Source organism: Massilia atriviolacea (assembly GCF_003953935.1).
Taxonomy (GTDB): Bacteria; Pseudomonadota; Gammaproteobacteria; order Burkholderiales; family Burkholderiaceae_D; genus Telluria_A; species Telluria_A atriviolacea.
Genome location: NZ_RXLQ01000003.1, coordinates 438,796 through 456,309, shown reverse-complemented (window position 1 = coordinate 456,309; position 17,514 = coordinate 438,796). Strand labels below are relative to the sequence as shown.

At 67.9% G+C, this 17,514-nt stretch carries 15 protein-coding genes; 11 read left to right on the top strand and 4 right to left on the bottom strand.

All coding sequences use genetic code 11. The annotated features are described in order from the left end of the window. Positions 1 to 18 precede the first annotated feature (18 nt). The 3 genes from EJB06_RS07285 to EJB06_RS07275 all read left to right on the top strand — a co-directional run bounded on the left by EJB06_RS07285 (position 19) and on the right by EJB06_RS07275 (position 2,789). The gene (locus EJB06_RS07285) at positions 19 to 390 is read left to right on the top strand and encodes a DUF1566 domain-containing protein (RefSeq protein WP_126073336.1); all 372 of its coding nucleotides are present in this window, start codon (positions 19 to 21) and stop codon (positions 388 to 390) included. Between the two features lie 1,243 nt (positions 391 to 1,633). Continuing rightward, positions 1,634 to 1,825 carry a Thivi_2564 family membrane protein gene (locus EJB06_RS07280; RefSeq protein ID WP_126073335.1) on the top strand — a complete coding sequence of 64 codons (192 nt, stop codon included), beginning with the start codon at positions 1,634 to 1,636 and terminating at the stop codon, positions 1,823 to 1,825. Between the two features lie 94 nt (positions 1,826 to 1,919). Beyond that, positions 1,920 to 2,789, top strand: a complete 870-nt coding sequence (locus tag EJB06_RS07275; protein ID WP_126073334.1) for an MBL fold metallo-hydrolase — start codon at positions 1,920 to 1,922, stop codon at positions 2,787 to 2,789. Between the two features lie 8 nt (positions 2,790 to 2,797). Here the strand turns inward: EJB06_RS07275 and EJB06_RS07270 are convergent, their stop codons facing one another. Continuing rightward, entirely contained in the window at positions 2,798 to 4,234 is a 1,437-nt protein-coding gene (locus tag EJB06_RS07270; protein WP_126073333.1) for a M20/M25/M40 family metallo-hydrolase, read from the bottom strand. A gap of 76 nt (positions 4,235 to 4,310) precedes the next feature. After that, positions 4,311 to 5,444: a metallophosphoesterase gene (locus EJB06_RS07265; RefSeq protein WP_370660115.1), complete on the bottom strand. Its 1,134-nt coding sequence runs from the start codon at positions 5,442 to 5,444 to the stop codon at positions 4,311 to 4,313. A gap of 214 nt (positions 5,445 to 5,658) precedes the next feature. Here EJB06_RS07265 and EJB06_RS07260 point away from each other — a divergent pair, with 214 nt between their 5' ends. From EJB06_RS07260 to EJB06_RS07240, 5 genes are all read left to right on the top strand, one after another. Then, positions 5,659 to 6,135: a YMGG-like glycine zipper-containing protein gene (locus tag EJB06_RS07260; RefSeq protein ID WP_126073331.1), complete on the top strand. Its 477-nt coding sequence runs from the start codon at positions 5,659 to 5,661 to the stop codon at positions 6,133 to 6,135. A 130-nt stretch (positions 6,136 to 6,265) separates the two neighbouring features. After that, on the top strand, positions 6,266 to 7,234 hold the full coding sequence (locus EJB06_RS07255) for a protein kinase domain-containing protein (RefSeq protein ID WP_126073330.1): 969 nt from the start codon (positions 6,266 to 6,268) through the stop codon (positions 7,232 to 7,234). After that, a complete protein-coding gene (locus tag EJB06_RS07250) occupies positions 7,231 to 9,621 on the top strand; it encodes an FtsW/RodA/SpoVE family cell cycle protein (RefSeq protein WP_229426970.1) in 2,391 nt (796 codons plus the stop codon). The genes EJB06_RS07255 and EJB06_RS07250 overlap by 4 nt, the downstream gene beginning before the upstream one ends. Then, positions 9,582 to 11,087 carry a hypothetical protein gene (locus EJB06_RS07245; RefSeq protein WP_126073329.1) on the top strand — a complete coding sequence of 502 codons (1,506 nt, stop codon included), beginning with the start codon at positions 9,582 to 9,584 and terminating at the stop codon, positions 11,085 to 11,087. The genes EJB06_RS07250 and EJB06_RS07245 overlap by 40 nt, the downstream gene beginning before the upstream one ends. A 10-nt stretch (positions 11,088 to 11,097) precedes the next feature. Next, positions 11,098 to 11,535 carry an SH3 domain-containing protein gene (locus EJB06_RS07240; RefSeq protein WP_126073328.1) on the top strand — a complete coding sequence of 146 codons (438 nt, stop codon included), beginning with the start codon at positions 11,098 to 11,100 and terminating at the stop codon, positions 11,533 to 11,535. Between the two features lie 7 nt (positions 11,536 to 11,542). Here the strand turns inward: EJB06_RS07240 and EJB06_RS07235 are convergent, their stop codons facing one another. Next, a complete protein-coding gene (locus EJB06_RS07235) occupies positions 11,543 to 11,998 on the bottom strand; it encodes a GNAT family N-acetyltransferase (RefSeq protein ID WP_126073327.1) in 456 nt (151 codons plus the stop codon). Positions 11,999 to 12,112: 114 nt separating this feature from the next. On the opposite strand from EJB06_RS07235, the gene EJB06_RS07230 reads away from it, so the two are divergent. From EJB06_RS07230 to EJB06_RS07220, 3 genes are all read left to right on the top strand, one after another. Then, on the top strand, positions 12,113 to 13,366 hold the full coding sequence (locus tag EJB06_RS07230) for an MFS transporter (protein WP_126073326.1): 1,254 nt from the start codon (positions 12,113 to 12,115) through the stop codon (positions 13,364 to 13,366). 66 nt (positions 13,367 to 13,432) lie between these two features. Then, positions 13,433 to 14,416: a PP2C family protein-serine/threonine phosphatase gene (locus EJB06_RS07225; protein WP_126073325.1), complete on the top strand. Its 984-nt coding sequence runs from the start codon at positions 13,433 to 13,435 to the stop codon at positions 14,414 to 14,416. Positions 14,417 to 14,581: 165 nt separating this feature from the next. After that, the gene (locus EJB06_RS07220) at positions 14,582 to 16,057 is read left to right on the top strand and encodes an FHA domain-containing protein (protein WP_126073495.1); all 1,476 of its coding nucleotides are present in this window, start codon (positions 14,582 to 14,584) and stop codon (positions 16,055 to 16,057) included. Here the strand turns inward: EJB06_RS07220 and EJB06_RS07215 are convergent, their stop codons facing one another. Then, the gene (locus tag EJB06_RS07215) at positions 16,058 to 17,404 is read right to left on the bottom strand and encodes an MBL fold metallo-hydrolase (protein WP_126073494.1); all 1,347 of its coding nucleotides are present in this window, start codon (positions 17,402 to 17,404) and stop codon (positions 16,058 to 16,060) included. It lies immediately after the preceding gene. Positions 17,405 to 17,514: the final 110 nt, after the last annotated feature.

The following is a 17,514-nucleotide window of genomic DNA, read 5'->3' as shown; positions in this document are numbered from 1 at the left end:
CACCATGACGGAGCCCCCATGCGCGACTACACCGCTGTCAAACACACCCTCCCCGCCGGCGAGCACTACGCTGGTTTAATACTTGGAAAGAACAACAGCCGCGACCACCACCTGGTGCTGTTGCCGGAAGAAGTGGAAGATGTTCCGTGGGGAATCGCCCGCGATTGGGCGCTGGCCTGCGGCGGGGAATTGCCGACGCGGCGCGAGCTGGCCCTGCTGTACGCCAATCTGCACGAACATTTCCAGCGGGTATGGTACTGGTCATGCGAAACGCAGGAGCCGCGTGCGCACCTGGTGTGGGGGCAGAATTTCACGAGCGGCATCCAGACCATGTACGGCCGCCCCTTCCGCGGCCGCGCCCGCGCCATCCGCCGCGTCCCGGTCGACTAAAAACGCCCCCGCCGGCAACGACACCGCTGCCCAACGCCGAGTCCGTGTCCACCCCGGTGCCAGGTCTGACATTCGGACACGAGCTGAGCCACGTTGATGCCGAGGCCGTGTCCCACCCGGTGCCAGGTCTGACATTCGGACACGAGCTGAACCACGTTGATGCCGAGGCCGTGTCCCTCCCGGTGCCAGGTCTTGTCCCTCCCGGTGCCAGGTCTGAGATTCGGACACGAGCTGAACCACGTTGATGCCGAGGCCGTGTCCGATTGTCAGACCTGGCACTGGTGTGGACATGACATTCGGACACGAGCTGAACCACGTTGATGCCGAGGCCGTGTCCGATTGTCAGACCTGGCACCGATGTGGACAGTCAGACCTGGCACCGATGTGGACAAGCTGAACCACGTTGATGCCGAGGCCGTGTCCGATTGTCAGACCTGGCACCGGGGTGGACAGTGTCCGATTGTCAGACCTGGCACCGATGTGGGCAAGCTGAACCACGTTGATGCCGAGGCCGGGTCCGATTGTCAGACCTGGCACTGGTGTGGACCTGACATTCGGACACGAGCTGAACCACGTTGATGCCGAGGCCGGGTCCGATTGTCAGACCTGGCACTGGTGTGGACCTGACATTCGGACACGAGCTGAACCACGTTGATGCCGAGGCCGGGTCCGATTGTCAGACCTGGCACCGGGGTGGACAATTGTCAGACCTGGCACCGGTGTGGACACGAGCTGAGCTGCATTAATGCCGAGGCCGTGTCCGATTGTCAGACCTGGCACCGATGTGGACAAGCTGAACCACGTTAATGCCGAGGCCGTGTCCGATTGTCAGACCTGGCACCGGGGTGGACAATTGTCAGACCTGGCACCGGGGTGGACAATTGTCAGACCTGGCACCGGGGTGGACAATTGTCAGACCTGGCACCGGGGTGGACAGCTGTGGACACGAACCGAGCTGCATTAATGCCGAGGCCGTGTCCGATTGTCAGACCTGGCACCGGGGTGGACAGATGTGGACACGAACCGAGCTGCATTAATGCCGAGGCCGTGTCCGATTGTCAGACCTGGCACCGGGGTGGACAGTGTCCGATTGTCAGACCTGGCACCGGGGTGGACATCCGCCCGCGCCAGACACCGGCTTATGTGCCCTACCGAACGGATCGACGCATGCTTTTCCGATATCGTCGGTTCTGTCTACTCCGACGCACTACTTATATAACAACAGCCGTATAGGAAAACAACAATGAATATCCTCATCAGCCTCATCATCTACCTGGTCATCTTCGGATTGATCTGGTGGCTCGTCAGCATGCTGCCACTGCCCGCCCCGGTGGCGCAGATCGTCCGCGTGCTGTTCATCATTCTCCTGATCCTGATCGTCCTGTCGGTCTTCGGCATCATTCCAGGCGGCTACCTGCCACGCCTGAACCTGTAGTCGATCCACGCTCATCCAGCCCGGCCAGTTCCCAACGGAACCGCCGGGCTTTTTCACGCCTTGCCGCCGCGCCCGGTCAGCTTATAATCGCGCCATGACGACCGCCATCCATTCCACGCCAGCGCAGATCCAGCCCTTCTTCGACGACAGCACCGCCACCGTCACCTACGTGGTCCACGCGGGCCCCGGCACGCCATGCGCGATCATCGATCCGGTGCTCGATTTCGATCCCACATCCGGGCGCACGTCCACCACATCGGCCGACCGCGTCGTCGCTTTCGTGCGCGCGCACGCACTCACGGTGGCGTGGCTGCTCGAAACCCATGCCCACGCCGACCATCTGTCGGCCGCGCCTTACCTGGCCGCGCAACTGGGCGGACGCACCGCCATCGGCGCCGGCATCCGCACCGTGCAGCGCGCTTTTTCGGCGCTGTTTGCCGATGCGGGCGAGCCGACCCGCTTCAACCACCTGTTCGAACCGGACGAACAATTCGCCATCGGCGAGCTGCAAGCGCACGCGCTGCACGTGCCGGGACACACACCGGCCGACATGGCCTACCGCATCGGCGACGCCGTGTTCGTGGGCGATACCCTGTTCATGCCCGATGTGGGCACGGCGCGCTGCGACTTCCCCGGCGGCAGCGCATCGCAGCTGTTCCGGTCGGTGCGGCGCATCCTCGCCCTGCCCCCGGCCACGCGCCTGTTCATGTGCCACGACTATCCGCCGCAAGGCCGCGCACCGGCATGGGAAACCACGGTCGCCGACCAGCGCGCCCACAACATCCATGTGCACGACGGCGTGAGCGAAGCCGACTTCGTGGCGATGCGCACGCGGCGCGACGCCACCCTGGCCATGCCGACCCTGATCCTGCCGGCGATCCAGGTCAACCTCAACGCCGGCCACCTGCCGGACCCCGAGGACAACGGCGTGCGCTACCTGAAGATCCCGCTGAACGCTTTCTGAGCGGTCGCCTATTGTCTGGCGGCGTCCACCCAGCGCGCCACCGGCTTGTCGGTGTTGGCCAGGAACCAGGTGGTGGCGGTCATCAAGGCCACATGGCGGCGCAGGTTTTCCGGGTCGACCTTGTCGAGCGTATCGGCCGCCGTATGGTGATAGTGGAAGTAGGTCGATGTGTCGATCAGTGGCGAAAAACTCGGCACGCCCGCCTGTTCGAGTTCGTGCAGGTCGCCCGTGCTGAGCACATCGGCGCGCTGGAAGGCGCCGGCGCCCATCGGTTCCAGCGCGGCCTGCAGCGGCGCAAATTGCGCCACATCGCGCGCGAGCACGCTGGCGCGCAGGCCGAACGGGCGCCCGGCGCCGGAGTCGCTTTCGATGGCGGCGATCTGCTTGCCCACCGCCGCCTTGTTCGCCTCGTAGTAGGCTTGCGCACCGCGCCCGCCGTTTTCCTCGTTGGCCCAGGCGATCACGCGGATGGTGCGGCGCGGGCGGTAGTCGAGCTTTTTCAGCGTCTCGATCACCGCCATCGCGCTGGCCACGCCGGCGCCGTCGTCGTGGGCGCCGGTGGCCAGGTCCCAGGAATCGAGGTGGCCCGAGACGATCACGATTTCGTCGGCCTTGTCGGTGCCGGGCAGGTCGGCGATGACGTTGAAACTGTCGGCGTCGGGCAGGTTCTGCGGCGTGAGCGTCAGGCGCATCGAGAGCGGCCCGCGCGCGGCCAGGCGCACCATCAGCATGGCGTCTTCGGCGCTCACCGCCGCCGCCGGAATCCGCGCGCCGTCCTGCATGCCGCCGGTGCCGGTGTGCGGCAGGCGGAAGTCGGCGCCGCCGACCGAGCGCACCAGCGCCGCCGCCGCGCCCATCTCGGCGGCCATGCGCGGCCCGCCGACCCGGTAGCGGGCGCCCTGGCGGTAGGCTTGCGAGGCTTGCCCGCGGTCGGCCATGCCCTGGTCGAAGGCCACGTCGAACAGCACGATGCTGCCCTTGACGGCGGCGCCGCGCGCCTTGAGTTCGTCGAAGCTGCGCACCACGATCACCGGCGCCACCAATCCCGCCGCCGGGGTGGCCGACGAGCCGCCCAGGGCGGTCAGCACCACGCGCTGGGTCACGCCGGCCGGACGCCCGCGATAGTCCACCAGTTCGCCCTTTTCTTCGCCGCGCACCCAGTGCGGCACCTTGACCGGCTGCAGCGTGACGGTGGCGCCCAGCTTGCGCATGGCGTCGGCCACCTGGGTCACGGCGGCGGCGGCGCCGGCCGATCCGGACAGGCGCGGACCGATCAGGTCCGTCATGTCGGCCAGGCGCTCGTAGGCCCAGTCGCTTTCGAGCGCGGTGTCGCGGATCTTCGCCAGCGCGGCGGGGTCGTTGCCGGGTGCGGCGGCGAACGCGCCGCCACTGATCATGCTGGCGGCGAGAAGGGACAAGACGGGCTGGCGGAGCGTGCGTGACATGCGTTCAATCCTTGAAGATGGCAGAGGGATGCCAACGATAGCGCATTTGCGCCATCCGTGCCGGGGATGGTTGCGGTCAGGCTGTCACCAGGCGCACGCGCGTGATCTCGGACGGCGCGCCGAAGCGCTTGGGCGGCCCCCAGTAGCCGGTGCCCCGGCTGGTGTACACCCATAGTTCGCGCATGCGGTTCAGGCCCGCCGTGAACGGCTGCTGCAAGGGCACGAACAGGTTCCACGGGAAGAACTGGCCGCCGTGCGTATGGCCCGACAGTTGCAGGTGAAAGCCGGCGTCCGCCGCCGCCGGCGCGCTGCGCGGCTGGTGCGCGAGCAGGATGCGCACCGCCACGTGAGCGGGCGCGCCGGCCGCCGCCGCGCGCGGATTGCTGCGGTGCGATTCGTTGAAGTGGTGGGCGGTGAAGTCGGTCACGCCGGCGATCATCAATGCCGCGTCGCCGCGTTCGCACACGACGTGCTGGTTCATCAGCACCGTCAGGCCGAGGCGGCGCATCTCGGCGATCCATTCGTCGGCGCCGGAATAGTATTCGTGGTTGCCGGTGACGAAAAATGCGCCGTCGCGGGCCGACAGGCGCGCCAGCGGCTCGGTGTGCAGGCGCAGGCGCCGCACGCTGCCGTCGACCGTGTCGCCGGTGATCGCGATGGCGTCGGGTTCGAGCGCGTTGACCTTGGTGACGATGGCGTTCAGGTAGCCGCGCTTGATGGTCGGGCCGACATGCAGGTCCGAGATCTGCACGATCGAGTAGCCGTGCAGCTCCGGCGGCAGGCCGGCGATCGGCACGTCCACCTCGACCACGCGCGCCACCCGGCGCGCGTTGACCAGGCCGACCAGGGTCACGCCCAGCGCCACCAGCGGCACCGCAATCGCCGTGCCGCGCACCACCTGGTCGCCGGCGGCGCCGAACACGGTCAGCGCCAGCAGCGCCAGGTCGCGCAGCAAGGTCAGGACCAGCAGCGACGAGAACAGCCCCATGGTCAGCATGCCGGCCCACGCCAGCTGGTCGGACCAGCGCCAGCGCTTGAAGCGGACCGACAGCAGGCCGGCCGGCATCAGCAGGGTCGATGCCGCCAGCAGCGCGATGGCCACGGCCACGCCCGGCGGCCCGGGATCGATGGCGGGAACAAGCCGCATGCCTATATACACATGCAACATTGACAGAAGTGCCAGTACGATGAAGATGGCGCGCGCATGCATGGGCAAGTCCGGAATCGGGAGGGTAACCGGTATCAGATGGGGCGGCGGGCGGCATACGCAAGGGGAAAGATCGCTGGCCGGCCTTGTTACACGATGCCCGGATTTGTAAGATTATGTATTAAGAATGGTGTTCGCATGAAGCGGGACTATAGTGGAGTCATGCCCCAGCGCTTGCGTGATCATCCCGATCTCGGTTGAGGCCAAAGGAAACGCTATGTTGAATACAAAATTTGTTGGTGCGGTGATGCTGGCCGCAGCGGCCCTCTCCTCCACCGCAATGGCTAGCGACCGTGGCGTCAATACGGCGATCGGCGCAGTGGCCGGTGCAGCCATCGGGCACAGTACCGGATCGCGCAACGGCGCCCTGGTCGGCGGCGTGCTCGGTGCGGTGGTCGGCAATTCGGTCAGCACCCGCGACAGCAACCGTGGCTACTACGACAACCGTTACGATACGCGCTACGAGACCCGCTACGACGAGCGCCGCTACGAGCGTCCGTACCGCGAGCCGGCACGCGTGTATGTCGAATCGCGCAGCTACTACCAGCCGGCCCCGGTGTATTACGCGCCGCCTCCGCGCTACTACGGCCCACCGGCGGTCGTGTATGTCGAGCGTGGCCGCCGCCACCATCACCACGGCTACGGCCATGGACGCGGTCGCGGTCATGGATACGGCCACGGATACGGCCGTTAATCGCGGCCAGCGCTTCCTGTTTTGCCCGGGGCACGAGATTATCGTGCCCTTTTTTTGTCGACCCGCCCCTTTCTCGCCCCCTCCGCTATTGACCTGCTGACGGCAGGTGCCGGCGCCACGGGGGGACAGCATGGAAACAGCGGAAGCGATCATCGCACTCGGCGCGGGCCAGTACCGCCTGTGCGGCCAGTTGGGCGGCTCCGCCTACGGCGTCGTGTGGAGGGCGATGGGCCCGCGCGGCGAAGTGGCGCTCAAGCTGGTCAACCGCGACCAGATGGCGCGCGCCCATCCCTTGCAGCAGGAACGCTGGATCGCCAGCGCCCGCAAGGAAATCGCCTTCCTGCGGTCGCTCGCGCCATGGGACGAGCGTCACCTCGTGCGCCTGCTCGACAGCGGCGAACACGATGGCCTGCCGGTCATGGCGCTCGAACTGCTCGACACCGACCTTGGGCGGCATATCGCCATCGAACGCGATGCCGGCCGGCCGATAAGCAACGCGCAGCTGCTCGACTGGCTGGCGCAGATCAACCAGGCGCTGGCCAAGGTGCACCAGTACGGATGGTCCTACCTGGACCTGAAGCCGGCCAACGTGCTGCTGTCGCGCCGGCACGGCAGCGTCAAGCTGGCGGACTTCGGCACCAGCCGCCTGCTGGCCGACGGCCGGGCCGGCACCTACGCCGGCACGGCCAGCTGGCAGGGGCCGGAACAGTTTTTCCCGGATGCCGACGGCAGCTACCATACCGACACCCGCACCGACTACTTCGCCCTGGGGGCGCTGTTCTACTACCTCGTCACGGGAGGCCTGCCGCTGCGCTTTTGCAGCGACTGCGGCCAGGCGTACCGCGAACACCGCGGCGAAGGCGCGGCCATGCTGCTGGCACGCCACGGCAACCGCCTTCCTCCGACCCTGCACGACGATGAAGCGGCGCATTTCGCGCGCGCCTTCGGCCGCCAGGGCGACGGCGGCGCATCCGAGGCGCTGCACCTGCTGCGCACCCTGCTCCAGGCCGAGCGCGCGCAACGCCCATCCCACGCCATGCAGGTCAGCCGCATGATCGGCGCCATCCGCGCCGTCCTGGCGCCGGGCGCGCAGCCATGATGCGCCTTGCCGGCCGTTCTCCCGGTTTTCTCCTGACCGCCGCCCTGCTCGCGGTCCTGTGCCTGCTGCAGCTGGTCTGCCTGTGGCGCGCGCCGCCGGCCTGGTCGCCCGAGCGGATTTCGGTGACGCTGCGGCCCGGGGAAGCGCTCACCGTGGGCGGCGCCGAACTGGCCGCGCCCCAGGCCGACCACGCCCACCTGGGCCTGCGCCGCGCCGCCGACGGCAGCTGGTGGGCCAGCAACGTCAGCGCCGGCAAGCAAGTGCTGCTCCAGCGCGATGGCGTGGATCGCCGCATGGGGTCGACCGCGCTGCGCGCCGGCCAGAGCTTGCGTATCGGCGCGGCGCGCTTTGTCGTGAGCGAGGCCGACCCGCGCCGGCTTGCCTTTTCCGGCCCAAGCGCCGAATGGCGCTACGACGGCGCCACCCTGTACCGCAACGGCGGCGCGCAGGCGGCCTGCCCGGACGCCGGCCTCGCCGCGCGCGCCATCGCGCTGTGGAACCGCGCCATGCCGCAGGCGCTGACGGTGGCGCGTCCGCTCAGCTTCGGCGGCAATCTGTACTGCGGCAACCGGCTCGGCATCGCTTATGTGGAAGGCGCCAGCGCCAGCATCGCGCGCGCACGCGACGGCCTGCTGCTGTCCGGCGCGGCCGAACGCGCGCCGCTGATGATCTCGACGCCCGAAGGACAGGCCGACCTGGCGCGCAGCGCCGAAGCGCTCGATGGCGTGCAGACGCTGGTGGCCGGCCGCACCCGCATGGGCGTGCGGATCGACGGCGCCGTGCTGCACCTGCTGCCGCAGCGCCATGTGGCGCTGTATGCCGAAGCCGACGCGCTGCTGCCGCCGCAAGTGGCGTGGCAGTGGCGCAAGCGCGGCATCTGGACGCTGCCGTCCGGGCGCCCGTGGACGGTGGCGCTGGGCCTGTGCCTCCTGCTGGCGGTGGCGGCGGGGGTGAACTGGCAGCGCGGAGCCTGGCCATTTATGCGCGATACCGGGCGTGCGATCCGGCTGGCGGCCGGCGCCAGTGCGCTCTTGGGCGTCGCCGGCGTGGCCGCGCTGCTGTTCCAGCGCTCCGGCAGCGCGCCGGGCGTGGGCTGGTCGATGCTGCTGGCCTGGGCCGCGCTGTGGGGCTGCCTGCTGGTGCCGGCGCGCCTGACCCTTGCCACCGCCGCCGGCGTGCTGCTGCTGGCGGTGGGCCTGCTGGCGCAGCTCGAACTGGGCTTCGGCGGCGCCGAATCGGCCGCGCTGCGCCACTTCCAGAAATCGGTGGCCTTGCTGGCGATCGGCCTTGGCGCCGGTGCGCACCTGCGCCTGCGGATGCGCGCCACGGCGCCGGCCATGCCGCAAAATCGCCTCGAATGGGTGCTCGCGCTGTTCGCGCTGGCGGCGCTGGCCGCGTTGCTGATGCAGGTCGTCTTCGGCGACGAGACCGGCGTGTTCGACCTGCAGCCGGTCGAATTTGCCAAGCTGGCCCTGACCGCCCTGAGCGCGCATTGCCTGGCCATCGGGCTTGGCTGGCATGCGCACATGCCGGAGCATTCGAGTCCCGCGCGGCGCTGGCTGCGCCTGGCCGCGCCGGTGCTGCTGTTTGCCGCGCTGCTCGGGCTGGCCCTGGTCCAGGTGGACGATTATTCGCCCCTGATCCTGTTGCTGGTGTGGTGCATGGCGATGGCCCTGGCCTGGTCGCTGGCCACCCGCAAGCACGCCGCCACCGCCGCCCTGTTCGGCGCGGCCTGCGTGGCCGCCGGCAGCATCGCCTGGCTGCGCAGCGCGGGCGTGGCCGAAGTGGCGCAGTGGGGCTTTTATGCCGACCGCTTCATGGTGTGGCTCGATCCGGCCCGGCACCCGCATACCGGCCAGCAGTTGCTGCTGGCCGCGCGCGCCATCGCCGAAGGCGCGTGGTGGGGTGCCGACAGCCGGCTGGGCCTGGGCGCCATGGGCCAGCCGGGCGGCAGCGCGCTGCATATTCCGGCGGTGCAGGACGATTTTGCGCCCTCCTTCTTCCTGAACCGCCACGGCTTGCTGGGCGCCCTGGCCCTGTGGGCGCTGCAGGCGCTGTTCCTGGTCGGGCTGCTGCAGACGGCGGCGCGCTGTTTCGGGGCCAGCGAGCGCACGCGCGACTTCCGCCAGGCCTGGCTGTGGCGCTTCCGCTGCTTCGCCCTGTGCGGCGGCGCGGCTTTCGTGCTGGGTCATTTTCTGCTGTCGTGGGGGACCAACCTGGCGATCTTCCCGATCATGGGCCAGCCCATGAGTTTTCTGTCGGCCGGCGGCAGCCACCTGCTGTTTTTCATCTGCCCCCTGCTAGCGTTCAGTGCAATCAGTGCGCAATCATTCGAGGAGAATCAACCATGCCGGTCTACGTCCAACATGAAGTCCTGGGCAAGGTGAACGATGTGTTCAACGCCGAAACGCTGTGGCAGGCGCCCGGCCTGGCCCTGTTCTCGCGCCGCCCCCTGCTGCGCGACCTGCTGGAGCGCTCCCCGCGCGAGCATCGCGGACGCGCGCCGACGCGCTGCTTCTCCCACATTACCCTCATGCTGGCGCAGGACGAACTCGACGACGACCGCCACCTGACGCGCGGCGCCCGCGTGCGCGACCTGGCGCAGTCGCTCACGGCCCTGCACCAGAAGGACTTCGGCGACCTGCTCGGCAGCGACGACGTGCGCTACGACGTGGTCGGCACCGATGCGCTGGAACCGGGCCAGGTCGAAGTCAAGTTCGGCCACGCGGTCTACCTCCCGGCCGCCGGCGAACAGCCCTTGTATACAGTGGAGACCTCGCGCGACAGCGTGGTCTGGCAGGCGGTATGCCCGATCTACCCGCAGCAGCGCCTGGCGCTGATCGGCCACGACGCCGACAGCGCCAGTCACGCGGTGCCGGCCTGGCCGTTCGGCGGGGCGGGCGCGATCTTGCTGGTGAACGATGGCCCCGACGCCCCGATCGAGGTACAGGTGCGGCCCAAGGGCGCATTCGACTGCGCGCTCGACGCGCTGACCGGCCATTACGTCGCCAGCGCCAAGGGCGACCCGGCGGCGCGCCTCCTGATGCGTGTACGGCGCAGCGGTTCGGCTCCGATCCCCGCCCCGGCGGCAAAACCGGCCGCCGTCTGGAAGCCGCGCGCCACCCCCGGCATCGACAGCGGCGACACCGCCGTGCCGTTCAGTCATCGTCCGGCCCCCAGCGACGCCACCTACGCCCCGCTGGCGCAACAGCGGGTCAGCCTGGTCGGCCTGGCGCTGCCCTGCCTGTCGCGCTACCGCGATACCGGCGCCGTGTCGATGGAAATCGGCCTGGCCCCGTCGCTGATGCTGGCAAGCGAAGGCGAAGCGGCGGTGCTCGGTGTCGGCGTCGATGCGGACGACCAGCTGTACGCGCTCAGCGGCGCCGGCCGCCAGCCGATCGCCGCACCCGCCACCTTCACCCCGGCCGACGCGCGCGCGGTGGACCTGCTGGCGGTCGCTCCCGCCATGGCCGAACGCTATTGCGCCATCCTGCGCCTGCCGCACCCGGTCGCCGAGCCGGTGGCCGGCGGTGCGCGCTTCGCCTTCGGACGCAGCGCGCCGATGCTGGCCGCGCTGCGCGTGCTCGATTCGCCGCGCTTCCTGCGCCTTGCCGGCGGTGCCGACAGCGCCAGCGCCGACCGCATCGGCCTGTCGCGCAGCGCCTTCAGCTTCGAAGCGGGACCGGGCGGCTACCTGATCGGCCGCCTGTCCGCCACCCAGGCCCTGTATCACCTCGACGAGAAGCTCGCCTTTGTCGCCAGCATCGGCGAGGCCAGCGCCGACCAGCCCTACCTGCTGCCCGCCGGTCACCATCTGGTGGCGGGCCACTATGTGCTGCGTTTCGACGCATAAGGAGACAGCCATGCCAAGCGCCACCTACCTGACCGTGCTCGCCTATGCGGCCGGCCTGATCGCCACGCTGGTGCTGGCGGCGTGGCTCACGCCCGCGCGCTGGTGGCGCCGCCCGAACCTGCGCGCGGCCAGCATCCTGGCCGCCGGGACCTGGGGCCTGGGCGCCCTGCTGCTGTCGCTGCTGCCGGCGGCGCAGCCGGTCATGGCCGCGACGGCGCAGCCGCTGCTGGCGGGCGTGAGCTACACCGTCTTCGACGACCTGAACCTGCGCGCTGGCAAAGGCATCGGCGCGCCGCGCATCGCGGTGGCGCCGGCAGGCACGGTGGTCACCACGACCGGCCTGCGCGACGGCGACTGGTGGCAGGTCAGCGCGCGCATCGACGGCAGGGACGTGCGCGGCTGGTCGAGCAGCCTGTGGCTGCGGCGCGCGGAGGAAGCACGGCGTTGACGCAGCGTCAGGCCGGCCGCTGCATCGGGTTGAAATACAAGCCATTGACGCACTGCATCGGCGCGCTGCGCTCGAAGCCCATGGCTTGGTAGACCGGCAGCGCGTAGTTGGAGGCGTTGACGGTAAAGCTGCCGTCGCCGCCGGCCACGATCGCCGCGCGCCGCGCCACGTCCCACAGGGCGCGGGCGACGCCGCGCCGGTGGAAGCGCTTGGCGACGAACATGTGATACAGGTGCTGGCGCTCGCGAATGGCGATGAAGCCGGCCAGTTCGCCGTCGATCTCGGCGACGTGATAGGCATGTCCCAGGCGCAGAAAACCCTGGAAACCTGCCTCGTCATTGTCGCGCAGGAAGGTGGCGGCCGCTTCCGGCGGCGATTCGTGGACAATGAATTCGGTGGCCAGCGCGCGGAATAAAGCGGCCACGGCCGGGACATCGCTGTGCTCGATAGGACGGATACGCATGCTCGCTCTGGTCGGATTGGCAAGCCGCCATTGTGCACCTTTGACCGCGAATGTGAAACCATTTGTGTCTGCGTGTTGACGCACGGCACGGGCGCGCCGTAGACTGGAACGATCATGTCCAAACCGAGCCTGTCCGTCCCCTTGCCGGCGCCGTCGCTGCGCGCAAAGGTGCCCTTGTCGAAGCCGCTGCGCCACGCGCGCTTCCGGCAGCTGTGGACCGCCAACCTGATATCGAACCTCGGCACCTGGACCCAGACGTTCGCCTCGGCCTGGCTGATTACGCTGGTGGCCAGCTCGGCGTCCACGGCCAGCCTGGTGCAGACCGCCAGTTACATTCCCATCTTCCTGTTTGCCCTGTTTGCCGGCGTGATTGCCGACGCCGTCGACCGGCCCAAGTTTTTGTTCTTCTGTAATCTGTTCATGGCCCTGTGCGCCTGCGTCATGGCGGCGCTGGCGATCAGCGGGCGGATTTCGGCGGGGCCCGTGCTGGCATTGACCTTCTGCATGGGCACCGGCGCCGCCTTCATGTGGCCGGCATGGCAAGCGTCGATGTCCGGCCTGGTCGAGCCGGACGAGGTGGAAGCGGCGGCCACCCTGAACAACCTGAGCTACAACGTGGCGGCCATCCTCGGGCCGGCACTGGGCGGCTTGCTGTTCAACTGGGTCGGCGCCGGCGCGCTGTTCCTGGTCAATGCACTCTCTTTCGTCGGTTTGCTGACGGTGTACTGGTCGTGGTGGCGCGACGGCGTGCCCGAACCGCGCGGCAGGATCGATTTTGCCAGCAGCCTGAAACTCGGCGTGTCGACCGCGCTCGGCTGCGGGCGCTACCGGCACATCCTGCTCAACGTCTGCACCGTGTTTTTCTCGACGATTGCCTTTGCGGCCTTGCTGCCGGTGTTCGTCAAGCAAGTGCTGCACATGGATTCGAGCGTGTTCGGCATCCTGATGGGCAGCCTGGGCGCGGGTGCGGTGTGCGGCGCCTTCGTGCTGCCCTCGCTGCGTTGCCGCATCGGTAAGACGCGCCTGCTCAGTGCCTCGCTGCTGGTCTACGGCGCCATGCTGTGCCTGCTGCCCATGATCCGCTCGCTGATGGTGCTGGTGCCGCTCATTGTCGTGGCCGGGATGGCGTGGTCGGCCACGGTGTCGACCCTGAACGCGGCGGCGCAGCTGGCTTTTCCGCCAAGCATACGCGCACGCACCCTGTCGATCTACCTGTTCGTCATGGCCGGCGGCTACACGCTCGGCAGCATGGTCTGGGGCGCGCTGGCCGACAAGGTCGGCGTGCAGGCCGCGCTGGCCGCCGCCGGCGCCTGCGTCATCGTCAACGCCATCGCACTCGCGACAGGAAAGCGGGAAACCTCCATCTGATCGTCGTTTTGCTGCGGCAAGGTCTCGGATAAGCTGTCACCATTGCCACACACTGCGTCAAACGCGATGACAACTGTCACTCCCAGCCTCGATTGCGGCCCCTATCTCGACGTGTCGGTGCAGTCCAGCGCCGGCGCCGGTGCGCCGCCACGCCTGGAGAACCAGGATAATTACCTCGTCATCGACAGCAGCGGCAGTGCCGCATTCCTGCACGAACAAGCCGGGCAGCGCCAGCAGGTGGCGGACTGGCCGGCCGGCCACCTGCGCGTGGCGGTGCTCGACGGCATGGGCGGACATGGGCGCGGGCGCGAAGCGGCCGAAGCGGTCGTCGGCGGCCTGCTGGCGATGCCGGCCTGCCATTCGCTGGGCGAACTGTCGGCGCGGCTCGACCTGCTGCACGCCCAGCTGCAGGCGCATTTCGGCGTCGACCCGGCTTCCGGCAAGCGCCCCGGCACCACCCTGACCATGCTCGAACTGCGCCCCGGCAAGCCCGCCCTGCTGTACCACGTGGGCGATTCGCGCCTGTACGAAATTATCGATATGCAAGTCACGCCGATGACCATCGACCATGTTCCGGCGACGGCATTTGCGATGTGCGGCCTGCTGGGCGAACACGAGTGGTGGCAGCAGGTGCACGGCGAGCATCGCTGCCAGATTTCGCAAGCGTTCATCCTCGGCAATGCCTTCGCCAATCCGGCCGAACTGGCCGATGGGCTGTACGAACTGTCGCCGCGCAACCTGCCCTCGTATCTGTACCACCTGCCCGACCGGCGCGCGCTGGAACTCGATCCGCGCGCGGTGTACCTGCTGGCCAGCGACGGCTTCTGGGCCTGCGCCGATCCCTGCGCCTGGCTGGCGCGCTGGCCGGGCTTGTTCAAGGCGCAGCACAGCGCGCGCGCCATGACCGAGGCCCTGTTTGCCGAAATGACAAGCAATCCGCCGCCCGAGCTGCATATCGACAACCTGACCGCCATCGTGCTGCGCCCGCTGATGAACGATGACACGGCGGCGCCGATAGCGAGCGAACAACTTTGTCGCGGAGCACCTTGATGACCCGACAATATGTTGTTTCAAAACACAAATATTGTTGTTAGGCACAGACGTTTGGCGTGCCACACTTCAAGAAAAGCGCGTAAGCTTTGACACTCACGAACGGCGAATATTGCTATGAAAAAATGCAACAATCCCTTGCATCCGCATTGCACCTTCTGGGTCATGCCAGGGGAAACTGCATGCGCGAACGGTCATGCCCAGGCTGCCATTCCGGCGCCGGCGGCCGTGGCACCGGCCAATTCCAGTTATGAGCTGATCACCGCCCTGCGCAGCGCGCGCCCGAGCGCCAAACCCGAGGCGGCCCCGTTCAGCTATCCGGACGAGGCGCCGCCGCTGCTCCAACGCCCTCACCTGCACGTCAGCGGCTTCGACCCGCGCGCCGCCGGCGGACGCCAGGCCATCAAGGTCGAGCTGCGCGGCATGCCGCCCGACAGTGCGCCGCTGGTGACGATGCAACTGCAATCGGCGCTGATCGCGCAGGGCAATGCGCGCCACTCCTTCGTGCGCACCCTGCGCGGCGACTGGCGGCCGCTGTTCATCGAATTTTCCTCGCGCGACAAGGAACACGGGCAATACCGCATCGAAGTCGAGCTGTTCAACCAGCAAGACGGGCGGATTCGCCACAAATGGGTCTGCACGCTGGTCATCCTGGTGCCGCGTCCGGACGCCACCCTGACCGAAATCCACCAGACTTTCCTGTCGACCCACAAGAACGTGCGCGTGATGGCCGACGACGCTTCCATCGCCCGGGTCGACGCCCAGGCCGGCGGCGGCCGGCTCGACATCGACGTGCATGCGCGCAATGCGTCGATCGCCAACCTGAACCTGGACGCCAAGCCGGGCAAGGTCGACATGGGCTTTTCGACCATCGCCTGGGACGAAGACCTGATCGAGATCGACGTGCCCTCGCAGGCCGAGCCGCATCCGCACCCGACCGCCTGCGCCTGCCTGGTCAACGCGGCGCCCGAGGCCGGTTCGCAGCGCCAGGTGCGCCTGTTCGCCATGCCGGAATGCGTGCTGGGCCGTTTCGAACTGTACGACCCCGAGGCGGACGTGCTGCTGACCCACTTTGGCGAAGACGGACAGGACCGCGACGGCCTCACGCGCCGCCTGTCGGGGCGCCACGCGGTGATCCGGCGCGGCATGAACGGCTTCGAGATCGAAGATGTGTCGCGCTACGGGATCCTGCTCGACGGCGTCTGGCCGGGCAAGAACAAGCCGGTGCCGCTGCGGCTGGGGATGCGCATCGAGCTGTCGGCCAGCATCAAGGGGATCGTGGTGCTCAATGTCACGGCGGTGATGCCGCACGGGGTGATCGTGCACCGAATCGACCAGGGCGCGCATGCCGAGTGTTTTTACTTTTTAGAGCCGGGCAAGCATCCGGGTTTCCCGCTGGCGCCGTTCGGCGCGGCCCCGAGGGCGGCCGTGATGCCGGTCCTGTATCACCAGAATGGCGGTTTCTGGCATCTGGACCCGGCCACCGGCAAGGAAACCGCGCTCAGTCCCGGCGCGGCGCTCGACCGGCTGGCGCAGTTCCCGCGCCATACGCGCTTTGCCAGCGAGTCGTATCCGGAATGCTGGATCGTGCGCACGGCGCTGAAATCGACGCATGCGGCGGTGGAGATGTACACCGCGTAGTCAGCTGCCTTGCTTGATGCGCCGCAGCTGGGCCGCCTGATACGCCCCGAAAACGTCGTTGAACAGGCAGCGGATCAAGGGGTCGTCCACCAGTTCCGCATCGCGCAGATCGGCCTCGGTCTGCGCATCGAATACCGCATCGTTCATGCGCATGTACATCGACGTCAGCGCCTCGCCCAGTTCCAGCGCCGCATACAGCCTGGCGCCTGGTACTTCGGTCGTCCACGACAAGGCATCCGGCGCGCCGTCAATCGGCTCGATAGCGTCGCCCTCGATCCGGTAATGAAAATGCGTGCCCTCTCCCGCATGATCGAAGACCGATAAACGCCACACGCGCGGCTTCTCGAAAAAACTCTCTTCCGGCAGTTCCATGCCGCGATATTTGTCCAGCAGGCCCGATGCGCAGTAATCCATCACGCGCGTTTGCTGGGCCGCCGTCAGCGGCGCGAAATGGCGCGCAATGTCGGCCGTGCGCGGCGGCGCCGCATGGCCTTGGTAGCGGTAATCGACATCCTGCTCGCCCACCGGCACCACCCACGCCAACGGCGGCGCAGCGGTAAGCCCATCGCGATCGAGTACGAACGAGACCGAGGGATTCATGCGCACGATCCGGGCATCCGGCAAGGCCGCGCCCACTTCCTCCTCGAACTGGCGGTAGGCGATCGGGAAAAACGCGTGGTTATACCAGGACCACGGCTCCTGCACGAACTGGCAGGAACTGGGCACCACATAGCGCGGCTTGAGCGCCGTCAGCTGGTCGATCCATTCTTCCGGCAGGCGCGGCGGCGCGGGTGCGGCGCGCGATGGCGACAGCACCTCGATTTCGCGCATGGTCTGGAATGGCCACAGCACCATGTCCCACGGCGCAAAGCGCGCCAATGCCGGCAGCATGTGCGGATCGATCCACGAATCGACGACATTGAGCACATTGAGCCCGCCGGCCTGGATGTGGAACATCGAATCCACGTCCGCATCCATCGCTTCGCGCGGGGTCACGGTCATCGCGCCGACCTGCACCGGCGTGTCGATGCGCAGCGGGTAAACGTGAACGAAGCCCAGTTCGCGCACCATGTCGAACAATTCGTCGAACAGGCAGTAGATATACATCGGCGTGGCGCGGTCCAGCAGGTCCAGGCTGTCGAACGAGCAGTGGTCGTCGTGGAAGTGCGAAATGAAGACGGCGTCGAAACGCACGTCGCGCAACTGCGCATGATCGAAACGGACGTCGGGAAAGGCGTGGCAATTGCGGCTGAACGGATTTTCGACCACGGGATCGAAAGCGATGCGCGCACCCGCGCATTCGAACACGTAGCCGGCGTGGAGAATCCTGGAGATGGTAAGCGTCATGGCGGCCATTATCTCACGCGCCATGCCATCCCGACATGCCGGCTGCTGCTGCGGCGGCGGATCGCCTATCATGGCGGTATTGGCCGACCTCCGGCGACTCACTTTCTGCA

Coding starts and splice junctions, on each gene's coding strand:
- EJB06_RS07230 (WP_126073326.1), top strand. CDS start 12,113: ATGTCCAAACCGAGCCTGTCCGTCCCCTTGCCGGCGCCGTCGCTGCGC.
- EJB06_RS07285 (WP_126073336.1), top strand. CDS start 19: ATGCGCGACTACACCGCTGTCAAACACACCCTCCCCGCCGGCGAGCAC.
- EJB06_RS07270 (WP_126073333.1), bottom strand. CDS start 4,234: ATGTCACGCACGCTCCGCCAGCCCGTCTTGTCCCTTCTCGCCGCCAGC.
- EJB06_RS07250 (WP_229426970.1), top strand. CDS start 7,231: ATGATGCGCCTTGCCGGCCGTTCTCCCGGTTTTCTCCTGACCGCCGCC.
- EJB06_RS07240 (WP_126073328.1), top strand. CDS start 11,098: ATGCCAAGCGCCACCTACCTGACCGTGCTCGCCTATGCGGCCGGCCTG.
- EJB06_RS07245 (WP_126073329.1), top strand. CDS start 9,582: ATGCCGGTCTACGTCCAACATGAAGTCCTGGGCAAGGTGAACGATGTG.
- EJB06_RS07265 (WP_370660115.1), bottom strand. CDS start 5,444: ATGCATGCGCGCGCCATCTTCATCGTACTGGCACTTCTGTCAATGTTG.
- EJB06_RS07255 (WP_126073330.1), top strand. CDS start 6,266: ATGGAAACAGCGGAAGCGATCATCGCACTCGGCGCGGGCCAGTACCGC.
- EJB06_RS07225 (WP_126073325.1), top strand. CDS start 13,433: ATGACAACTGTCACTCCCAGCCTCGATTGCGGCCCCTATCTCGACGTG.
- EJB06_RS07275 (WP_126073334.1), top strand. CDS start 1,920: ATGACGACCGCCATCCATTCCACGCCAGCGCAGATCCAGCCCTTCTTC.
- EJB06_RS07280 (WP_126073335.1), top strand. CDS start 1,634: ATGAATATCCTCATCAGCCTCATCATCTACCTGGTCATCTTCGGATTG.
- EJB06_RS07220 (WP_126073495.1), top strand. CDS start 14,582: ATGCCAGGGGAAACTGCATGCGCGAACGGTCATGCCCAGGCTGCCATT.
- EJB06_RS07260 (WP_126073331.1), top strand. CDS start 5,659: ATGTTGAATACAAAATTTGTTGGTGCGGTGATGCTGGCCGCAGCGGCC.
- EJB06_RS07235 (WP_126073327.1), bottom strand. CDS start 11,998: ATGCGTATCCGTCCTATCGAGCACAGCGATGTCCCGGCCGTGGCCGCT.
- EJB06_RS07215 (WP_126073494.1), bottom strand. CDS start 17,404: ATGACGCTTACCATCTCCAGGATTCTCCACGCCGGCTACGTGTTCGAA.